The 19,525-nt window shown below is 49.2% G+C and carries 19 protein-coding genes; 4 read left to right on the top strand and 15 right to left on the bottom strand.

Going from position 1 to position 19,525, the window contains the following annotated elements; all coding sequences use genetic code 11:
* The 10 genes from P40081_RS08295 to P40081_RS08250 form a co-directional block, all read right to left on the bottom strand.
* On the bottom strand, nucleotides 1-1,203 hold the full coding sequence (locus P40081_RS08295) for an ATP-binding protein (protein WP_042134665.1): 1,203 nt from the start codon (nucleotides 1,201-1,203) through the stop codon (nucleotides 1-3).
* Between the two features lie 286 nt (nucleotides 1,204-1,489).
* On the bottom strand, nucleotides 1,490-2,761 hold the full coding sequence (locus P40081_RS08290) for an amidohydrolase (protein WP_042134663.1): 1,272 nt from the start codon (nucleotides 2,759-2,761) through the stop codon (nucleotides 1,490-1,492).
* Nucleotides 2,761-3,195, bottom strand: coding sequence for a RidA family protein (locus P40081_RS08285; protein WP_042134661.1), 435 nt, complete (start codon nucleotides 3,193-3,195; stop codon nucleotides 2,761-2,763). Before P40081_RS08285 ends, P40081_RS08290 begins: the two co-directional genes overlap by 1 nt.
* Before the next feature lie 20 nt (nucleotides 3,196-3,215).
* Nucleotides 3,216-3,641 carry a RidA family protein gene (locus P40081_RS08280; protein WP_042134660.1) on the bottom strand — a complete coding sequence of 142 codons (426 nt, stop codon included), beginning with the start codon at nucleotides 3,639-3,641 and terminating at the stop codon, nucleotides 3,216-3,218.
* Nucleotides 3,642-3,657: 16 nt separating this feature from the next.
* Nucleotides 3,658-4,443, bottom strand: a complete 786-nt coding sequence (locus tag P40081_RS08275) for an amino acid ABC transporter ATP-binding protein (protein ID WP_042134658.1) — start codon at nucleotides 4,441-4,443, stop codon at nucleotides 3,658-3,660.
* A gap of 32 nt (nucleotides 4,444-4,475) precedes the next feature.
* A complete protein-coding gene (locus P40081_RS08270; protein WP_156118562.1) occupies nucleotides 4,476-5,189 on the bottom strand; it encodes an amino acid ABC transporter permease in 714 nt (237 codons plus the stop codon).
* On the bottom strand, nucleotides 5,156-5,833 hold the full coding sequence (locus tag P40081_RS08265; protein ID WP_042134654.1) for an amino acid ABC transporter permease: 678 nt from the start codon (nucleotides 5,831-5,833) through the stop codon (nucleotides 5,156-5,158). Before P40081_RS08265 ends, P40081_RS08270 begins: the two co-directional genes overlap by 34 nt.
* A gap of 23 nt (nucleotides 5,834-5,856) precedes the next feature.
* Nucleotides 5,857-6,759: a transporter substrate-binding domain-containing protein gene (locus P40081_RS08260; protein ID WP_052421722.1), complete on the bottom strand. Its 903-nt coding sequence runs from the start codon at nucleotides 6,757-6,759 to the stop codon at nucleotides 5,857-5,859.
* A 205-nt stretch (nucleotides 6,760-6,964) separates the two neighbouring features.
* Nucleotides 6,965-7,843: a LysR family transcriptional regulator gene (locus P40081_RS08255; protein WP_042134652.1), complete on the bottom strand. Its 879-nt coding sequence runs from the start codon at nucleotides 7,841-7,843 to the stop codon at nucleotides 6,965-6,967.
* A 205-nt stretch (nucleotides 7,844-8,048) separates the two neighbouring features.
* Nucleotides 8,049-9,119 carry an SGNH/GDSL hydrolase family protein gene (locus P40081_RS08250; protein ID WP_042134651.1) on the bottom strand — a complete coding sequence of 357 codons (1,071 nt, stop codon included), beginning with the start codon at nucleotides 9,117-9,119 and terminating at the stop codon, nucleotides 8,049-8,051.
* A gap of 349 nt (nucleotides 9,120-9,468) precedes the next feature.
* Here P40081_RS08250 and P40081_RS08245 point away from each other — a divergent pair, with 349 nt between their 5' ends.
* On the top strand, nucleotides 9,469-11,337 hold the full coding sequence (locus P40081_RS08245) for an ATP-dependent DNA helicase (protein WP_231575307.1): 1,869 nt from the start codon (nucleotides 9,469-9,471) through the stop codon (nucleotides 11,335-11,337).
* An 11-nt stretch (nucleotides 11,338-11,348) separates the two neighbouring features.
* On the opposite strand, the gene P40081_RS08240 is transcribed toward P40081_RS08245, so the two are convergent.
* Nucleotides 11,349-12,629, bottom strand: coding sequence for a bacillibactin exporter BcbE (locus P40081_RS08240; RefSeq protein ID WP_042134647.1), 1,281 nt, complete (start codon nucleotides 12,627-12,629; stop codon nucleotides 11,349-11,351).
* 231 nt (nucleotides 12,630-12,860) lie between these two features.
* Between P40081_RS08240 and P40081_RS08235 the strand changes: the two genes are divergently transcribed.
* The gene (locus P40081_RS08235) at nucleotides 12,861-13,382 is read left to right on the top strand and encodes a DUF3231 family protein (RefSeq protein ID WP_042134645.1); all 522 of its coding nucleotides are present in this window, start codon (nucleotides 12,861-12,863) and stop codon (nucleotides 13,380-13,382) included.
* A 116-nt stretch (nucleotides 13,383-13,498) separates the two neighbouring features.
* Nucleotides 13,499-14,131 carry a LysE family transporter gene (locus P40081_RS08230; protein WP_042140865.1) on the top strand — a complete coding sequence of 211 codons (633 nt, stop codon included), beginning with the start codon at nucleotides 13,499-13,501 and terminating at the stop codon, nucleotides 14,129-14,131.
* Here P40081_RS08230 and P40081_RS08225 read toward each other — a convergent pair.
* Both P40081_RS08225 and P40081_RS08220 read right to left on the bottom strand, forming a co-directional pair.
* Nucleotides 14,128-15,534, bottom strand: a complete 1,407-nt coding sequence (locus P40081_RS08225; RefSeq protein WP_081969877.1) for an amino acid permease — start codon at nucleotides 15,532-15,534, stop codon at nucleotides 14,128-14,130. The genes P40081_RS08230 and P40081_RS08225 overlap by 4 nt on opposite strands.
* Before the next feature lie 68 nt (nucleotides 15,535-15,602).
* Nucleotides 15,603-16,055: a MarR family winged helix-turn-helix transcriptional regulator gene (locus tag P40081_RS08220; protein ID WP_042134644.1), complete on the bottom strand. Its 453-nt coding sequence runs from the start codon at nucleotides 16,053-16,055 to the stop codon at nucleotides 15,603-15,605.
* Nucleotides 16,056-16,207: 152 nt separating this feature from the next.
* Between P40081_RS08220 and P40081_RS08215 the strand changes: the two genes are divergently transcribed.
* The gene (locus P40081_RS08215) at nucleotides 16,208-16,663 is read left to right on the top strand and encodes a GNAT family N-acetyltransferase (protein WP_042134642.1); all 456 of its coding nucleotides are present in this window, start codon (nucleotides 16,208-16,210) and stop codon (nucleotides 16,661-16,663) included.
* 259 nt (nucleotides 16,664-16,922) lie between these two features.
* On the opposite strand, the gene P40081_RS08210 is transcribed toward P40081_RS08215, so the two are convergent.
* Both P40081_RS08210 and P40081_RS08205 read right to left on the bottom strand, forming a co-directional pair.
* Nucleotides 16,923-18,554, bottom strand: coding sequence for a type 2 periplasmic-binding domain-containing protein (locus P40081_RS08210; RefSeq protein ID WP_042134641.1), 1,632 nt, complete (start codon nucleotides 18,552-18,554; stop codon nucleotides 16,923-16,925).
* Nucleotides 18,555-18,613: 59 nt separating this feature from the next.
* A complete protein-coding gene (locus tag P40081_RS08205) occupies nucleotides 18,614-19,513 on the bottom strand; it encodes a carbohydrate ABC transporter permease (protein ID WP_042134639.1) in 900 nt (299 codons plus the stop codon).
* Nucleotides 19,514-19,525 lie beyond the last annotated feature (12 nt).

Here is a 19,525-nt window from a genome sequence, read left to right as displayed (position 1 = left end):
TTATGCATTATTTACTTGGAATTGTTTGACTGCAATTGTAAAAACAAAGGTGGCGCCTGGTTCATTCGACGGCTCTACCCGGATGCTGCCGCCCATTAATTCAACTAAAGATTTGCTGATCGATAATCCAAGCCCTGTGCCTCCGAACCTGCGTGTTGTAGAGGCATCCAGCTGGAAGAAGGGCTGGAACAGCTCGTTTATCTTATCCGGGGGAATTCCGATCCCCGTATCTTTAATTGTAAATTCAAGCGTAAGCGTATTCGCCTCTTCGGACAGCTTGTTAACCATTATGTATATACTGCCTTCATGGGTGAATTTCACTGCATTGCCCACCAGATTATTCAATACCTGGCGGAGGCGGGTCATATCGCCCGTTATATAAGGCGGAACCGAAGGATCTACGGTCACAGCCATCTCCAGATTCCGTTCCCTGGTTTTGGCTGTGAACAAATCAATCGTTTCAGCCAGGCAGTCCTGAAGGGAGAACGGCGCCTCTTCCACTTCCATCTTCCCGGATTCAATTTTGGAATAATCGAGAATAGGATTGATGACCGAAAGCAGTGCATTGCTGCTCGTGTGGATAATTCCTGCCATCTCAGCGTATTCTTCCGGCAGATCGGAGGTGAGCAGCAGATCGGACATGCCTATGATCCCATTCAGCGGAGTCCGGATTTCATGGCTCATCATGGCCAGAAATTCCGATTTCACACGGGAGGCGATTTCCGCCGCTTCCTTAGCCTCTCTGAGCTCCTGATTCGTTTTCTCCATCTGCTTCGCTTGTTTCTTGAGCATGTCGCTTTGGATCTGCAGGGTTTTGTTAGCTTCATACATGCTGACGTACCCCTCGATTTTGGATTTAAACAGCTGCGGGACGAAGGGCTTCGTCATATAATCCATAGCGCCGACCGAATAGCCTGCGAAGATATCCTCCATTGTATTACTGGTCGCTGTCATAAAGATGATAGGCACGTAATTGTTTTTCTCCCGGGTCCGGATGAGGCGTGCCGTCTCCAGCCCGTCCATTCCCGGCATTAGCACATCCATTACGATGACAGCAAATTCTTCTTCCAATAAACAGCGCAAAGCCTCTACCCCGGAATATGCCCGGAACAGATGGTAGGGTTCTCCGCTTAGAACGGCCTCAATGGCAAGCAAGTTTTCGGGGTGATCGTCTACGAGAAGGATGTTGACTGGGAAATCCATGAGGACCCTCACTTTCCGACTTGTGGCTTGCTGACGTTTATATTTCGAAAATATAGCTTATATACCCATAATTTCAAATAACGAAACTCCCTTTACTCTTATAGCTTTCCCATTGTTCTCTATGTATGCAGCAGTGAAGGGAAAACAAAAAAAGCGCTCGTCCGGAGACGGGCCGCTTCAACGTACAACCTGTAAAACAGACGGCTCCCAATGTACTCAGAAGTCGTCTGTACGGAAGGCTGAAACTCTGTTATATGCTATAGTTCACATATATTCTGCTTACCATTCACACCAGCAGCCGCCCTGCTATACCTACCAGCAATTCAACCGCCAGCGGCAGAGATGCCTCATCAATATCGAATTCAGGATGGTGGTGGGCAGCAGGTCTGTCAGAACCAATAATCATATAAGTGCTCTTGCCCCCAAGCTCCTGAACACGGCGCATCATAAACCCGGCATCCTCACTGCCTATAGCCACTACCGCACGTTCCGCAATAGATGTGAACCCTTTAAGTCTGGCGGCTTCCTCTGCCACAATCAACACAGCTTCCCCGTCACACTCAATGGGGATGGCTGCACCGGTCACTTCAATTTCACAAGTCAGACCATGCATGCCGGCGCTGTGCTGGGTGATTGTTCTGATCCTACTCTCCAGGTCGCTGTTAATTTCCATGGAATCTGAACGGCACTCAATAACCAGCTTGGCGTATTCAGGTACAATATTGGCAGCTGTCCCCCCTTGAAGCACCCCTACATTAAGATAGGTCTGTCCCTTGCTGTTTCTGGGGATGGCATGAATATTCAGCAGCGCTGTCGCTGCACCCAGAAGCGCATTTCGTCCAAGCTCCGGGGCCGCCCCTGCATGTGAAGACACCCCTTTGAAATGAGCCGTGAGTTTGGTCGTGGCCAGAAATCCGAGCGCCCCGGCAAAAAGCTGTCCTGTGACTGCATCTGTAGCCAGGTGCTGACAGAACAGATAATCCACATCATCCAGCCAGCCCTTGCTAACTATAGCCTCCGCTCCTCTGACGCCTTCTTCTGCAGGCTGAAAGACCAATTTAATCGTCCCGGCAAATTGTCCGTGGGCCAGCTTCTCAGCAAGAGCCAATCCAATAGCCGTATGTCCGTCATGCCCGCAGGCATGCATCAACCCGCTGTACCTGGAAGCAAATCCTTCAGCATTCGGAACATGGTCTTCTTTCGTGCTTTCCGCCACTGGCAGAGCATCCATATCAAACCGAAAGGCGAGCGTGGGGCCCGGTTGCCTGCCTTGTAGTAAACCGATGACAGCGGTATAGCCGCCTTTCATTTTACTGATAATTTCCGGATCTGCCCCGCTTCTCAACGCACGCTCATAAGCAGTCTCAAGGTCTTCTGCAGCGGGAACCCCTTTTCTGACTGAACCCTCCAGCGCTTCCTGCCCATAAATGGTCTTATAGCCCAGCGATGATAATACCCCTACCACAATGGAGGCTGTTCTGAACTCTGTAAACCCCACCTCCGGATGGGCATGGAAATCCCTCCGCAACGAAATGACGTCTGTGCTTCGCGTATTCACTACTCCCCCCTGACCACGGCTTCAACATCTATTTCCATCAGCAGCTCCGGGAACGCCAGCCCTTCAACAATCAAACCTGTACTGCAGGGGAATACGCCGCGAAAATGCTCAGCAATAACAGCATACGCGCTACTCCGGTACTCTCTTTCTGTCAGATACACTGTGATTTTGCATACATCCTCCATGGTCCCCCCTGCCTCTTCCAGCAGTTGCTTAACATTCCGGCAGGCTTGTTCCGTTTGTTCGGCCACATTATTGATTCCATGGAAGGTTCCATCCAGATCGAACCCCGTCTGACCGCGAAGAAAAATCCTTCTCCCGCTGCGGACCGCCATACTGAATTCGTTCTGCACATGATGCTCTGATGCCCCCATCCCGGATGGGTAGAAGTCCCCGGTTTTGAATTTTCTGAATCTTGCTGTTGTTGCCGTCATCTGATATCCTCCCCTAGCTCTTATTCAGCTATAATCGCTTCCACATCAATCTCAACAAACATTTCAGGCAGAGCCAAACCTTTGACAACAAGACCGGTACTGCAAGGAAATACACCCTGAAAATGTCTGGCGATTACTGCATAAGCCTCACTCCGGTAATCACGGTCGGTTAGATACACAGTGATTTTGCATACACTTTCTATAGAACCCCCAGCTTCACTCAGAAGCTGTTTGATATTCAAGCAAGCCTGTTCCGTCTGCTCCGCCACATCATCCACTCCGCGGAAATTTCCATCCAGATCAAATCCTGTCTGGCCTCTCAGAAAAATACGGTTCCCGGCACGGACAGCCATGCAGAAATCATTCTGAATATGATGCTCCGGTTCTCCCATTTGTGCAGGATAGAAGCTCTGGGTCGAAAACTTGCGGTATCTCGTAATTTCCATAATGTACAGTCCCCTTTTAGTAAATTTTCTCTGAGCCAAATGTCGTAAAGCTTGTATTAGACAGAAACTGCTGCAGTCTTGGACTTTGAGATCGGTGGAACACATCGTCCGGAGTTCCCTGCTCGACAATGGCCCCCTGATCCATGAAAATGACCCGGTCGGCGACATTGGCTGCAAATTCCATTTCATGTGTAACCACGATCATGGTCATTCCTTCTCCGGCAAGATCTCTCATGACTCTCAGCACATCGCCGACCAGTTCAGGATCGAGTGCAGACGTTGGCTCATCAAACAACATAATTTCCGGCTCCATGGCCAGCGCCCGGGCAATAGCTACCCGCTGCTGCTGTCCGCCCGACAAATAAATGGGATGCATATCCCGCTTCTCCAGCAAGCCTACCTTTTCAAGGAGCGCCTCCGCTTTCAGAACCGCTGCCCTTTTATCGGCCTTCTTCACACGGAGCGGGGCTTCAATCACATTCTCCAGAACGGTCATATGCGGCCACAGGTTGAACTGCTGGAAGACCATACCTGTTTTCGGTTTGGTTTTGGTTATTTTGGAGGGTTGTGCTTGTCCCGCATGTTTGGCATATAACAGCTCATCCTGAATCCGGATCACTCCCTCTGTTGGGGTCTCAAGCAAATTCAGGCAGCGGAGCAGTGTGCTTTTCCCTGATCCGCTGGGTCCAATAATCCCCACAACCTCTCCCATCTCAATGTGCATATCAATTCCTTTGAGCACAAGCTGATCGCCGAACTTCTTTTGCAGCCCCGTTACTTCCACAGCCACAGTGCTTGTCATATGGATTTCCTCCCAACTGAGAACTCTAGCTTCTAGAACAGCTCCGGTTTCTTGTTTCGCTTCATATATTTCGTGAAATACGCTTCCCATTTGTCGGCCAATGCGGCCAGCAGTGTGTTAAGAACCCAGTACAGCAGCGCCAGCACAATGTACACTTCGAAATATCTGAAGGTCTCACCGATAATCCGGGTTCCGGCAAAGGTCAGCTCATGGACGGTCACCGTGGAGAGAATCGCCGATTCCTTAACCAGACCAACCAGCTGATTGGTGAGCATTGGAATAATAAGCGCCATCATTTGCGGAAAAGTTATGCGGATAAACGTCTGGTACCGCGACATTCCAAGTGAGCTGGCTGCCTCCAGATGCCCCTTGGGCACTGACTCCACCCCTGCGCGGTAGATCTCTGAGAAATAGGCACTCCCGAATATAGTCAAGGTAATTACCCCGCATACAAATGCGCTTAGCGTTAACCCATATAAAGGCCCCACGTAATACAGCAGATAGACCTGGACCAGGAAAGGAGTCCCGCGGACGATATTAATGTAAGATTTGCCGATAAAACGGGCGACGGAATTGCCGGACATTCTCAGCATGCAGACCGGCATCCCCAGCAGCAGCCCCAGAATCAGACTGCTTGCACAAATCAGCAGTGTATTATAGAGACCGCGGAGCAGCGTCGGGTAATACTCCAGAATAATGGAAAAATCCACCGTCATGCTCTGCCACCCCCGCTTCTGCCGGTCCACACCGACTGCCTCTTACGGTAAATATTAATCAGGAACATTAACGTTAAGTTAATCGTCAGATAGATCGCCGCAACCATAATATAAATTTCTGTTGGCCTGTAGGTGGTCGTAATAATCTGCTGGCCGACACGCAGCAATTCCACCACCGAAATCGTTGACACAATCGCCGAGTTCTTCAGGACCAGAATGAATTCGTTCGTCAATGGCGGGACAAGCTTGGCAAACACAAGCGGCATCTTGATCCGGAGCAGGATATGCAGCTTGCCCATTCCGAGAGAACGTGCCGCTTCGATATAACCAGGCGGAATAGATTCCAGCCCTGCCCTGAAATATTCGGATTGATACGCCGCTGAATTCATGGCCAGTGCAAGCATGCCGATGAGCCAGGTGGGCATATCCGCCCCAATCAGGGAAATTCCATAATAGATCACGAACAGCTGAATAATAAACGGAATCCCCCGGATGAAGCTGACATACACGCGGACGGGCCACTGCAGAATCTTATTACCGCTCATTCTCAGTTGCGAGAGAATAACCCCTCCCAGAAAGGCGAGTACAATGGCACCAGCCGATATTCCTGCCGTTAATAGCGCACCGTGCAGCAAATTAGGCAAATACTTCATAACCGTTTCAAATTCGAACATTGCACACCTCGATTCACTAATCCCTACTCCTGGACGTTATACATTTCGTCAGGAACCTCCATTTCGAATCCAAACCATTGCTGCTGCATCTCAGCCAGCTTCCCGCTATCTTTCAGACCGATAATCACACTGTTTAAATACTGCTGCATATCTGTATCCCCTTTGCGGAGCATCCAGGCCAGATAGGTTGGCTCACCTATTGTGCCGACGATCTCATACGTATCAGGCCGGGTTTTCACAAGCTGCGACATGGCCGGCAGAGCTTGGACCACTGCATCCACACGTTTGGCAGCCAAATCCTGATACGCATCAGGATAACTGACATATTCCTTCATTTCCTTGAAGCCGCCGCCATTTGCTTTTAATTCTTCATTATATTTCTTCAGTGCATCTACCGGGCCTGAGTTAATCAGGACACCTACAATTTTGCCGTTCAAGTCATCGATAGTCTGAATCGAATCGTCCCCTTTATGTTTCATCACCGCAGCCGTTCCCTCGGCAATCGGAACTGTAAAGAGATAATTTTCTTGTCTCTTCGGAGTAATCGTCATGGAAGTGGCAACGATATCGAACTTATTAGCATCCAGCCCCGGCAGTATTCCTGTAAACGGGGTATCCGGCTGATCCAGCGTAACCCCAAGGCCGTTAACGACTTCAGCCAGAATTTCAGAGCCGTAGCCGACAATTTTACCATCCTCTACAAACTCGAACGGCGCATAGGTAGCATCCGTACCGACTTTTAATTTGCCATCGGCTTTAATCTGATCCACCAGGCCCTGGCTAACACCAGTTCCGCCCTCTCCTGATCCTGCAGCCTCAGCATTTGTTGAAGAAGCATTATTGGCAGAGTTCCCGCAACCTGCGAGCAATGAGGACAGGATTGTAATCACCGCTAGAGACTTAAAGCTCTTTTTAATTTGTACCATTACGAAACACCCCTTCAAAATGTTGTGGTATGCACTGCAATCAGCCATTCCATAAGGTTAGATTTCCTAACACGGAAATGTGTATATTTCTTGTTTATTACCTTAACATGATTTTTTAAATAAAAAAAATAGACATTATCTTGTTTGTTATAAACACTGTCTATTTAGATGTTACATTATAAGTAATCTATATGTTATATATTCATCATTGGTATAAGTCTTTATCAGAGAAAAACTCCAGAACCGGATTTTCATCTTTTTCCTTTAAATACATTAATGATACTCTGGCATGAATATCTGCCTCTGTCTCCACTTGGATTTGATATAGAGCCTTGCTCTGAATCTCCATCCTTGCTGAATACTCCGGCAAAAAACAGACACCTGTTCCGATCTCGACAAGCCGCTTCGCAGTCTCCATATTATCCACCTCAAAAATAATATTAGGACGGGTCTGCATGGACTCGAACATTTTGACAAGCAGCAGCCACTCTTCAGACAAATGATCATAAAAGATAATTTCATGCTCACGCAGCTCCTCAGCCTTAATCTTCTCATTGCGTAAGGCAAGGGGATGACCGGGAGCACAATACAGGCCGATGGGAGTGGACAGCATAGTCTTGCTCACCATCCGGGGATGAGTGGTCGTGCGCACCAGGCCGAAATCCACCTCTTCATCCAGAATACGGGTCATGATCTGTTCAGAAGGATAGGATAAAATTTTAACCCGGGTATCCGGAAACCTCACTCTGAACTTCTCCAGTATTCCCGGGAGCAAATAATTAGATATGGATATAGAGCAGCCAATCCGGACTTCTTCCGGCAGAGCGATATGCTGATTCATCTTATAGGTGGCTTCCCGGTAGGACTGCAGAATTTTCTCCGCATACGGAATAAGCTTTTTCCCGCCTTCTGTTAACTGAATATATCTTCCATTGCGGTGGAATAGCTTTACATTCATTTCATTCTCCAGTGAACGAATCCGTGCCGTAACGGAAGGCTGGCTCAGGAAAAGGGCTTCAGCAGCTTTATTGAAACTCCCCAAATGAACTACAAATACAAAGGCCTCCATATTCTCGATATTCATGAGACGTCCCCCTAAGCTAATGGATTGGTAAATGATGACCTTCATTAGGGTCTAGTATAGTCTGTGTCAAAAAAAGAATCTAATGTTCAGATGTAACCAAATTATAAGAAAAAAAGCAACCTATAGTCTCATACAAAAACCCACCTCTTCGAAACCGAAGTGGTGGGTAACGTTGAATGACTAAGACGAAATTAAAGTTCTGTTATCACCACTCCATAAGCCCCCTGATATGAGCCGTCAGCTTCCGGGCAGCTTTACTGTGCGTAGCTTGGGAAGGGTGGGAGTCGGAGGCGTATCCATCCGCTGCCTCCTGCACGTCAAATTTCATGGCAGAAATATTGCTGTCTCCTGTTTCTTGCATATATCCCTTCACTGCCTGTTCGACATAAGGATACAATCTGTCTCCCATGATGCCCAGCGTACACAGAATGGGTGTGCGGGGGTTATTGCGTCTGACCATTTTGAGGAATTCAGCATACTCCCTGGCATATTCCGTCTGCTTGCCGGTATCGTCTCTGGTGTAGGAATCATCATTCGTTCCGAGATTGATGACAATCAGATCGGGCACAAACCTGTTGAAATCCCAACGAATATCCTGGGGCAGCAGAACGCCGTCAAATTTACCCTCGGACTTGCCTACCCGTTCATAATAATCCGGGAGAAGATGTGTCAGCAGCCGTTGATCGGTTTCCGTGTATCCTGTAATAATGCCATAGCCGCTATACGAAACCATACTATAGTCCGCATCAAGATGGCGGGCCGTCAGATAAGCATAGCTTTTGGTGACATCTTCTGTAGCTGTGGAGAAGGAATGCAGCCCGTCCTCATCATCCACGCCGTAGCCGCAGGTAATGGAATCGCCGATGAATTCGATCTTATGTACTTTTGCCGGAGCGGGTTTGATTCCATCCGCTGCATGGACAGCAATCTCCTGAATCCCTGCCGTGGACATTGCCGCCTCAGACAGCTTGGTGACCTTTACCCTGACCTCCTGCTCCGTCTCGCTCTCAAATATCGTATACGTTCTAAGCAGCGTGTCCAGCTGGTCGTCAATGACCCGTACTCCGTTTACACAGATGCCAATCCTGGCCAGATTATTACCGGTTAAGGCAATAGTATCAGCTTTCAATGTAATCTCCGCTTTGGTGCCATAGAATGAAAATTCGATACCGCTGCCGGAGAGTGCCAGCCACAGCACATCATTGCTGTAATGCGTCCGGCCGGTCAATTTCACATGTGTCTCCGCAGGTTTGAATACTTGCGCGTGTTCTGTCATCTTTAAACCTTCCTTCCCGCTCTATAACAGTAACAGTAGCAGGCGCGCCTTTTGTTTTCAAGAACTGTCTGACAAAGAGACTGGAGCATTCCGCGAATCTGTTACATTCTAACCCTTGACTGTTAGCGCTTCATCTATGATAATAACAACCTCACCCAAATAGATTCGGGACAGGCACATCATTGATTATAGAAAAGGGGCGGTCGTTATCAGCTGGTTAAATGATCTCTATAAATTACAGAAGCGGGAGCTGAAAAAGGACATCGAACCCGCTCTGGTCAATGCCATCTTCCGGATGTACGACCGGTTTCCGAGGATCGGCCTCACAGAGAGGCTCGGCCAGCAGGATATGTCTCTGGATATCGCGGATGCTTATGTACATAGCCGCAATGCGATGATTGAAGCCGGAGTCGGAATCGGCAAGTCTTTTGCCTACCTTATCCCCGGCCTGCTCATTAACCAGATCTCCCGGCAGCCGGTCATTATTGCCACCTCCTCCATCCAGCTCTCCGAACAGATCCATAAAGATCTGCGGTTCATCGGCAGCCGGCTCGGGTTCACTTCAGTCCGCTCCGTAGTCGGGAAAGGTATGGGGCAATATGCCTGCCGGTACAGGGCAGCTGAACTAATCAAGCCGGATGCTGCTGCTTCCCCCCTGTCTGCGCTTGCCGAACGTATTGTGAATTACGGGATCGATGAGCGGGCAGATATTGAGGGCGGTGTTAGTGACGCGGTATGGTCCGGCGTTTGTGTGAATGATTGCAAATTTGAGCAATGCCATTACCGGAGCACCTGCTCGTTCTACGAGATGAGGGCCAAAATTAATGCCGGCCCCGGCGACATGGATTTCATCATCGTTAATCAAGACCTGCTTATCCGTGACCTGATTAAGAAGAAGGAAGGAACCAAGGGCTTAATTGCGGAACGGCCGGCGCTGATCGTAATAGATGAAGCGCATAATCTCGAAGCAAAGGTCAGAGATGCAAGAACGCTCGAATTCACCTTCCGGGGAACCTGCCGCATACTGGAGGACGCCTTACAGATTCTTTTCAGGCAATCCGCAGATAAGGAGCTAATGGCACAATATAAATTCATAAAAAGATGCGCCGGGGATATTTTCAGACAGGTAGAGGCGGATCTGCTGCACACAGCCAAGCAGGACAATGACCGGATCAAAGTATCGGAGATTACAGGAGTCCCGCTGCAGCGGGGAATTCAGGTATTGAGAGAGTTCAGTCTCAGCCTGTCCGTCCTCACTTCCCGGCGTGAGCGGGAGATTGACAATGCTTTTGAAGCCATGAACGGACTTATCGGCCTCTTTGCTGTACTCGCCGGAGCGGAGGACAACTATCTGATCTGGGCAAGCCATACGCGGGGGGAGAGCACGGTCAGCATCTGTCCCAAAGGCATAAGCCAGTTCCTGAAACACAGCTTGTTTAACGGAAAGACCTCTGTCATCTTAACGTCAGCAACCCTGTGCCAGACCGGAGATACGCTGGAGGAACAATATGCTTATCTGACAGAGTCGCTCGGATACCGGGGAGATTATATGGAGCGCCAGGCTTCACCGTTTGATTACGATAACCACACCCTGATGTACATTGCCAGGAACGTTCCCTACTATAACCATAACAACCGGGAAGCTTATCTGGAAGCAGCGTACAAGGAGATGCTGAGACTCTGCAATTTGACGGACGGGCGGACACTGGTGCTTTTCTCGGCCAAAGAGGATATGAAGTACATTCATCAGAAGCTAAGCGCCGAGAAGCTTAACTGGGCGCTGCATGTGCAGAGGGAAGGCTCGTCCCAGGATGGGGTAATCGCTGAATTCCGGGCCAGTAAAGGCGTTCTGCTGAGTACGGGGGTATTCTGGGAGGGCGTAAATATCGCAGGCTCCGATTTATCGCAGTTAATTGTGGTCCGGCTCCCTTTCCCGGTCCCTGCCGATCCGGTCTATGAATATAAGGCCTCTTTGGCTGAGAACCCCTTGAAAGACGTATTCGTCCCGGACATGCTACTCCGGTTGAGGCAGGGCACGGGACGTCTGATCCGCAGTGAAACGGACCTGGGTGTGCTCAGTATCCTCGATTCCCGCCTGTCCGCCGGAGCCCGTAAGGACTACCGGGATAAGGTGCTGGGAGCTTTGCCCTTCAAGCGGGTTACCGAGGATTTCAGGGTGCTGGAGAAGTTTGTACAGGAGAAATTTGATAAGATTTGATATCAACCGCTCTAACGGACACGCTGGCGCATCGGATTTGCTTTTTTATGCTTCATGCTGGTTTGCTTCAGATTGTTCTCGCCTCCAGCCTCTCCTTTGCTTGGAGTAACGGCGAAAAAGGACAGAAGCCCGCCAGCCGCCCCTACGGCTGCCATAGTACCGAATAAAACCCAATGTCCCCGGTTCATTAGAAGTGACACGACCGGCGGGCCCAGTGCAACCCCGATAAATCTCATGCTGCTGTATAAGGAGGTGATTGTACCACGGTTCTCTTTTTCAATCCCCTCCGTGATCAGCGCATCCATGCAGGGCAGAACCACACCAATCCCGACACCGCTTAAACTTAAGAAGCCTACCATGAAGTATATATTCTGGCTAAAGCCTGTTATCAGCATAGCTGCTGTAAGCACCGCCATACCTCCGAAACCGAGCCATTTCATTAACAGCTTGTTTTTGCCGATGATTTTGCCGCTTCCGTAAGAGGCCAGACACAGAAGTGCAAGGGGAATGGCCAGTACAAATCCCTTGGAGGCCCCATGCAGGTTATACTCCGACTCCAGCGTCTCCGATAAATAGAACAGCACGCCGAAGGTTGCGAACATACAGATTCCGCCTATCGCAAATATGGCATACAGCCAGCGGCCCCTTTCATGCAGGATTTCTTTAATGCCGGTTAAGAATTGCCCGATGCTTTTCTTTTCGGCCTTCTCCTCTGACTTTGGTTTCTTGACGAGAAACACAACAAGCGCAAAGGAAATCAGACACAAGGCCGGAATCGCGATGAAGGGTGCATACCATAGCAATGTACCGAGATACGCGCCAAGGATCGGACTTAATACTTTGCCGAAGGTGTTGGAGGTTTCAATGATTCCCAATCCTTTACTAACCTCTTTCTCATCCTTGAACAGATCGCCTACGAAGGGAAGGACGATCGGAAAGGCTCCTGCGGCTCCAATCCCCTGGACTAGACGCCCTCCGAGGATGACCCAGTAGGCAGTTACTCCGGTTAAGAACCAGGCAGCGGCAACACAAATAGCTCCGCCTATGGCCGCAAGGATGAGACTGGGCAGGATAACGATTTTACGTCCAAAGCGGTCTGACAGATAACCGGCAACCGGAATCATCAAGATGGCGATCAGGCCATACACCGTGATGATCATACTGACCTGAAAAGCATTGATACCAAGCTTTTTGGAGATCTGCGGCAGAATAGGCAACAGCATGGAATTGCCAAGTGTCATGATTAACGGGATGGAAGCAAGTGCAATTAATGCTCCTTTTGAACCTTTCATGGCGAACCACCTTCTTTGTAATCACATCCTGCTTATTGTGGTTCATACAGCATTATTTATACACCCTGCAGGGAGATATTGATGCTGTTCATTGAACAAAAAAGGGAGGTCCGGCTGAGATTATGTAGCAATATTATGAATTTAGATTGTATCGGTGAAAATGCTGCAACATCCATGTTCTTTGCGGGCATGCTAGTTCTTGTTCAAATCCAACAATAAAGGAGTTTATTTATGACAGGAATTTTAGGCGGTAACCCCAAAGAAGAACCGATGCACTATGGAGAAATCTTCACGGTCTGGCAAGCCTCGATGGTAGCCAAGGGAGCATTGTCGTGTTACAGAGCTTATATGTATCACGCTGGCGATAACGATCTCAAAAAAATATTAGGAACATTAATTGATCAGGCAGAGCTGGAAATCAGTGAGTGCGATACTCTGCTCACCGAGCAGGGTCTTGCCTCTGCACCGGTAATGCCAGACCGGCCGGATGCCAAGCTTGAGGATATCCCTGTGGGGGCACGGTTCACAGATCCTGAAATAGCTGCCAAACTTGCTGCTGATACCGCTACAGGACTGGTAGCATGCAGTCAGGCTATGGGGCAATCCATCCGCGAAGATATCGGGGCCTTATTTGCCAAATACCACCTTACCAAAGCAGCCATAGGCGTTAAAATTCTGCATTTGAATAAGAAGAAGGGCTGGCTGATTCCACCGCCTCTTCTAACTAAAAGACCTGAAACCGTTAGAGTGTAAACTGTTTACACTCAACATCCCATAAAGAGGGCCCGCGATCTTTCGCGGGCCTTCTTTTGGTTGTCCTATATCCGCCTTTACCAGAATATGCTATCTGTATAAAGGGGGAGGACAACATTAACGTATTTATAGGTTATATCTTTCTGGGATTATCTCTTTCCGCACCCTTGGGGCCCATTAATGCTGCACAGCTGGACAAGGGACTCCGCGGAGGATTCATGCCTGCCTGGGCTGTTGGCCTGGGGGCGGTCAGCGCAGATATTATCTATATGCTGCTTGTCTATTTCGGCCTAATTCACCTGCTGGACGATCCGTTTGTGAAAGTATTCTTGTGGCTGTTCGGGTTCTTTGTCCTCGTCTATACAGGGGTGGACAGCATCAAGAATACAGGAGACATTTCAGTGGCCGGCCTAAGGGGAAGCGATGCCTCACTGTCCAGGTCTTATGTGTCGGGATTTCTGATGTCCTTATTCAATCCCCTGTCCATCCTGTTCTGGCTGGGGATATACGGCTCGATATTGGCTGAGGCTGCCAGTAATTATCCGATGCAGCAGCTGCTGATCTACAGCGGGGCAATCGTCCTCGGGATTCTGCTCTGGGACGTAACCATGGCGGCCGCCTCCAGTCTCTTCCGTAAGTTTCTGACGGTCAGGGTATTACAGGTGATCTCCGTACTGTCCGGCCTGTCGCTGATTGGCTTTGGTTTTTATTTTGGTGTACAGGCTGCACGGCTGCTCTTTTTTCATTAAACCTTGTTTTTGCGCAGCCTGATCCCTGTGATCCGGAACTCAGGACCGCCCTGCAGGGAATGGGATTCATGGGTACCGCCTTTTTTGCCGCGATAGTGTTGAACAATCCAGTCACTCAGCGCAATCAGTGAAACAATCAGCAGACTGATGTAGAAGCCCGGACGGCTGAGCGCATGAAACAGTGTCCCTGCTACAGCAGCCGCAATCAGCACCAGGCCCGTCCAGCGTTTCACTCCGCTGAGAAGACTGGGCTTAAGCAGCCGGCCGGCTGAGAGTAAGATAAAGGACCAGTTATACAGGATCATGAGGCCCGCAGCCGTGGTAATGTATTCATATACTTTTCCCGGCAGCCACAAGGACATCATGATAGCACCTATTAGACCGGCAGCAATCAGACATAGTGCGTAGAACGGATATTTATCCTTCCATTTCTTCGAGAATAACTTGGGCGCATCGCCTTCCTGCGCAAGAGTGATCATCATTGAGGTAATGGCATACAGCGAGGCTGTCATCGTGGAGAATCCGGCAATGATCAGCACCCCGTTAAACAAATGCGGCACAAAGGCCAGATGATCGCTGCTCAGTGCGAGAACAAAAGGACTTTCCTTCGGGTTGAAGGCGCTTAACGGCACCATGATCACCGCAAGTCCGATCGACAGGACATACACCCCAGCCAGTCCGAGCAGCATGACCTTCCCCGCCTTTGGAGCCTCCTCAGGTTTCTTGAGCCTGTAAGACATAATCCCCAGCACCTCAATGCCGCCGTAAGCATAAAAAGCAAAAATAAAGGCCGACCATAGTCCGATACCTCCTGACGGAAACAATGCCTTATACCCAAGGGGTACCTTCGGTGTGAACTTCCCCCCACCGATCCAGCCTGCCAGAAGCGCAGCAGCAATCACAAGAAACATCAGGATCGCCGCCACTTTGATGACAGCCAGTATATTTTCAACCCGGTCAAATCCCTTATTCCCGAAAAACACAATCAACAGGCTCACTGCGGCAAACCCGGCAGCAAAAACCCACATCGGTACGGCCGGAAACCAAAAACGCGAGAAGATGGATAACGCTGTAAGTTGGCTTCCCATAATCAGCAGCTCCGAGAACCAATATACCCAGCCGCTTCCGAACCCTGCCCAGCTGCCGAACGCTTTCTTGGCATAGGACCGGAAGGAGCCCTGCTCCGGATGTTCTGCCGTCATCCTTGCCAGCGCATCAAATACAACATAGGTTCCGCCAGCCGCCAAAATGTAGGCCAGCAGCACAGCAGGACCGCCCATGGAGATGGCCAGTCCCGAGCCCAAAAAGTATCCGGTTCCTATAGTCCCTGCTGTGCCCAATAAACTGAGCTGCCACCATTTAAGCTTCTTGTCTTCTTCGGTTTTACTGGAGGTTTGCTTCATGAATTCCGTCCTCATCCTGATTCGAATTTGAGAGTTCTCATCTCTACAATTCCCCTCGGGCGGACAAATTAGTACTCTCTTTTATTCCCCTTCTTCACATACTCCCATTCAACCTCAATATTTTTCCGGACTCTCTGCAGAAGCTGAAATAATAGTTCTGATTCTTGTCCGGAGAACCCTGCTAAGGCAACCCTGTCCGTATGATCCCCTTCTCTTTTCAGAAAAGAATAAGCCTGATCACCCTTTTCAGTTGTAAACAGCCTGTTGATTTTTTTGTTTGTTTCATCATCCTTCTTCTCAATGAAGCCTTGGACTTCAAGCTTCTGCACTGCACGTGCGGCGGTTGTCCGGTCTACCTTGATCATTTCGGACAGCTTCTCCTGAATAATTCCCGGATTCTCATAGATGCGGACGAGATATAAATATTGCCCCTTAGTCAGATCTAATTCCTTGAACTCTATATTACTTATAGAATCCAGTGCCCTCGCAATCATTCCAACCTCACGCAGTATCTCTTTCACTTGATCACCTGCCCGTCCAATAATGTTGTATTTACAACAATAATAAATCTATATATACTAATGAATATCGTTATTTCATTATGGCGTTTCTGGCACAAAAAACAAATGTAGAATGGCCCTGGATCGTCATCTTACACTCAGGAGTGAATAACATGGAGATTAGAATCGATAATTTGACTGGAACTGAAATCATAGCATTGATCAGCGAGCATTTACAGAGCATGTTTGAGCAATCCCCGCCGGAGAGTGTACATGCACTGGATTTGGACAAATTACGGTCACCGGAAATCACCTTCTGGAGTGCCTGGGAACACGGCGAGCTATTAGGTTGCGGGGCGCTTAAAGACCTTGGGGACCATCATGGTGAAATCAAATCCATGCGGACTTCTGGCAGGCACCTCAGAAAAGGCGTCGCTTCTGCAATGCTTGCCCACATCCTTAAGGAAGCTATGCAGCAAGGCTATGTGCGGCTGAGTCTGGAAACCGGATCGACGGAAGGCTTCGAGGCGGCCCGGAAATTATACGAACGATTCGGGTTTGAGACCTGCAGCCCGTTTGCGGATTACATTGAAGATCCTTACAGTGTGTTTATGACGAAGGCATTGTGAAATTACAGACACGCTTCCCGCTTAAACAGCGGAGAGGACGGACTGATTGTGGAAAAGCGAATGCGTTCGCCTTGGTCTCCGGATTTTCACCGCTAAGGGGAATGAAAAAAATCTGGAGAGCACAGCGATTGGAACAACAGTCCGTTCGCGGAGCGTCCACCCAAGTGCTCACGTTGATCCTACTCCAAAACAAAGAGCTGTCCCAAGCAGCCATTTCATGGCTTTTGGAACAGCCTCTTTTTGTCGTTATAACTTCAAATCAACGGAACTGGCCCGCATCGATAGCTGCCTGCTTCTCATCAAGGATTTCCTGATATCCAGCATCAAGGAAGCTCTTCTTGGCATCTGCATAGGCTGCATCGAATTCAGCTTCCGGAGCCAGAACGGTCTTCACATACAGATCCTGGAACAGCGAGTTCAGATCCGCTTTGTATTCATTAACCTTTTCGAGCACTACACTGAACATGGCATCAGGTGTACGGAATTCCGCAACCTCGTTGTAGTATTTCACCATATCCTCGGCGAGATATTCATAGCCGGCCGGTGACCAGTTACGCAGATTCGACTGGAGGGTCTTCTCTGCATCCGGATATTGTGCAATTTCAGTCACTAGTCCCCAGTAGTCTTTATTGTTGTTCGTGGAGAGGACAGATTCGCCTTTGTAATCCGGGTTCTTCACAGCAATGCCTTCAGCATCAAGTGTATAGTTCTCGCCTTCAATACCGTTCTGGAATTTGAACAGGTTCTCCGGCTGGCTCAGCCACTCGAGGTACATCCAGACGGCAGCACGCTCTTCATCCGTAGTCTCATAGTTGATGCCCATGATGAAGCCGAACGGCCAGTAAGCGCGTCCTTGAGGCTTGTAACCTTCCGGCACCATTGCATTCGGAGGAATTACCGCAAATTCGGCATCCGGGTTGTTGGCCAGCGTAGCTGCGAAGACATCGGCATTGTTGGTCAGATAGAATGCGTAGTTACCCGTTTTGCCGGCAACGAATTCAGATTTGATCTTGTTATCATCACTGCGCAGATAGAACTCTTTATCCACGAGACCGTTATTGTACTGATAGTTCAGATTGCGCAGGAAACGTTCGGTATCAGCGCTGGTGAAGTCAGCAACACTTACATCCGAATACAGGGCACGATATGCCTGATCCACCGGCCATTCACGAAAAGCATAGTTATAGCTGTAGAAGTCCTTAATCAGATTCCCCGCAGTCACACCAAGTCCGGCTTCTTTCCATTTCGCCAGCATCTCATTATACTTCTCCAGGGAGGTCAAATCCTCCACCTTCATGCCAACCTGCTCCACCCAGTCTTTACGGATGATACTGACGAAGTTATCGGCTTCAGGACGTGCAGCGAAGAAGAAGGTATTCTTATCGTCCACTTTGCCGTACTGCTGGATCGTTTCACCCAGATTTGCCCAGTAAGTTGGAGCATAATTTTCTATTTCTGAATAGTCAAGCTCCTGCATCACATCTTCGCCGTAATAAGTAAGCGCTTGAGGCATATCGTAGTGGAAAATAATATCCGGCGCCTTATGCGATGCGAGCAGCTGCTCGTAATCAGTTACTTCACTGCTGCGGGAGATAGGTACAAAGTTAACATCGATATTGTATTTGTCACCGAACTCCGCCTGAACCCAGCGGGTGTAATAGTTATCACTTACATTCCAGCCCTCGAAAGCGCGTTCATAGACCGGAATATCAATCGCAACCTTCTCTTTAAAGCCTTGTGAATAATCTGCAAAGCCCTCACTCTGGTTGCTGGAAGCTGCAGGCGTGTCCGTTCCGGCACTCTGTTTATTATTTCCGCCGGAGCATCCGGCAAGCATGCCGGCTGTCATGACAGATGCCATCATTAATGAAGCAAAACCTTTTTTGTTCATCGTAATTCCCCCATTTTTAATTTTCGGGTGCTATTTACTGCTGCTTGCGGAACATACGGCTACTCCTTAACGGCTCCTAGCATAACTCCTTGCACGAAGTATTTCTGAACGAAAGGATACACGCAGAGAATCGGCAGGGTAGCAAACACCACGACGGATGCTTTAAGCACTTCCGGGTTGCTGAGTGATACTGTGGTGGCTTCCAGCTGGAAGCTTTCACTCGCCTGAATGACCAGATAATACAGCTTCAGCTGTAGCGGCCGGAGCGAAGTCTCATGCTTGATGTAGAACAGTGCATCCTGGTAAGCATTCCAGCGCCCAACTGCGTAGAAGAGGGCAAGTGTCGCCATAATCGGCTTGGACAACGGCAGGACGATGCTGAACAGAATCCGGAAATGACCGGCACCGTCGATGCGCGCCGATTCTTCCAGACTCACCGGAATCCCGTGCGTTAGCGATGTCTTCATAATCAGCAAATTGAAGGCACTGAATGACAAGGGCAGAATCAGTGACCAGATCGTATCCATCAGTCCCAGATTATTAATGTTCATGTAATCCGGGATGATCCCCCCGCTAAAGTACATCGTGAACAGGAAAATGAAGGTGATAACCCGGCGGCCCTTGAACTGGGCTCTCGACAACGGATACGCAGCGCATATCGTCAGAATCATTCCCAGAATCGTGAACAGTACGGTTACAATTACCGAGATGTACAGGGAACGGAGGATGCTGGCATCCGCGAAGATTTTCTTATACGCTTCGATGGTGAAGCCCTGCGGCCACAAGAAGACCTTATTGGCAATGACGAAGGAGTCAGAGCTCAGGGATTTCGACACGACATGCAGGAACGGCAGCAAACAAATTAGTGAAACAACAATTAAGACGATGCGGATCAGCACATCCCAGATGTCCAAACGTCCTTTACTTAGTGAGGCCGAACGGACTGTTGATGCTCTCATGGTTTCCCTCCT

It is taken from the genome of Paenibacillus sp. FSL P4-0081 (assembly GCF_000758565.1).
Lineage (GTDB): Bacteria > Bacillota > Bacilli > Paenibacillales > Paenibacillaceae > Paenibacillus_AQ > Paenibacillus_AQ phytohabitans.
This window is presented reverse-complemented; position numbering and strand designations above follow the sequence as displayed.

What these genes read in the sequence shown, in the direction of transcription:
- P40081_RS08295 (WP_042134665.1), bottom strand. Translation starts at nt 1,203, where the DNA reads ATGGATTTCCCAGTCAACATCCTTCTCGTAGACGATCACCCCGAAAAC.
- P40081_RS08285 (WP_042134661.1), bottom strand. Translation starts at nt 3,195, where the DNA reads ATGACGGCAACAACAGCAAGATTCAGAAAATTCAAAACCGGGGACTTC.
- P40081_RS08280 (WP_042134660.1), bottom strand. Translation starts at nt 3,641, where the DNA reads ATGGAAATTACGAGATACCGCAAGTTTTCGACCCAGAGCTTCTATCCT.
- P40081_RS08275 (WP_042134658.1), bottom strand. Translation starts at nt 4,443, where the DNA reads ATGACAAGCACTGTGGCTGTGGAAGTAACGGGGCTGCAAAAGAAGTTC.
- P40081_RS08265 (WP_042134654.1), bottom strand. Translation starts at nt 5,833, where the DNA reads ATGTTCGAATTTGAAACGGTTATGAAGTATTTGCCTAATTTGCTGCAC.
- P40081_RS08260 (WP_052421722.1), bottom strand. Translation starts at nt 6,759, where the DNA reads ATGGTACAAATTAAAAAGAGCTTTAAGTCTCTAGCGGTGATTACAATC.
- P40081_RS08255 (WP_042134652.1), bottom strand. Translation starts at nt 7,843, where the DNA reads ATGAATATCGAGAATATGGAGGCCTTTGTATTTGTAGTTCATTTGGGG.
- P40081_RS08250 (WP_042134651.1), bottom strand. Translation starts at nt 9,119, where the DNA reads ATGACAGAACACGCGCAAGTATTCAAACCTGCGGAGACACATGTGAAA.
- P40081_RS08245 (WP_231575307.1), top strand. Translation starts at nt 9,469, where the DNA reads ATGTCTCTGGATATCGCGGATGCTTATGTACATAGCCGCAATGCGATG.
- P40081_RS08240 (WP_042134647.1), bottom strand. Translation starts at nt 12,629, where the DNA reads ATGAAAGGTTCAAAAGGAGCATTAATTGCACTTGCTTCCATCCCGTTA.
- P40081_RS08235 (WP_042134645.1), top strand. Translation starts at nt 12,861, where the DNA reads ATGACAGGAATTTTAGGCGGTAACCCCAAAGAAGAACCGATGCACTAT.
- P40081_RS08225 (WP_081969877.1), bottom strand. Translation starts at nt 15,534, where the DNA reads ATGAAGCAAACCTCCAGTAAAACCGAAGAAGACAAGAAGCTTAAATGG.
- P40081_RS08215 (WP_042134642.1), top strand. Translation starts at nt 16,208, where the DNA reads ATGGAGATTAGAATCGATAATTTGACTGGAACTGAAATCATAGCATTG.
- P40081_RS08210 (WP_042134641.1), bottom strand. Translation starts at nt 18,554, where the DNA reads ATGAACAAAAAAGGTTTTGCTTCATTAATGATGGCATCTGTCATGACA.
- P40081_RS08205 (WP_042134639.1), bottom strand. Translation starts at nt 19,513, where the DNA reads ATGAGAGCATCAACAGTCCGTTCGGCCTCACTAAGTAAAGGACGTTTG.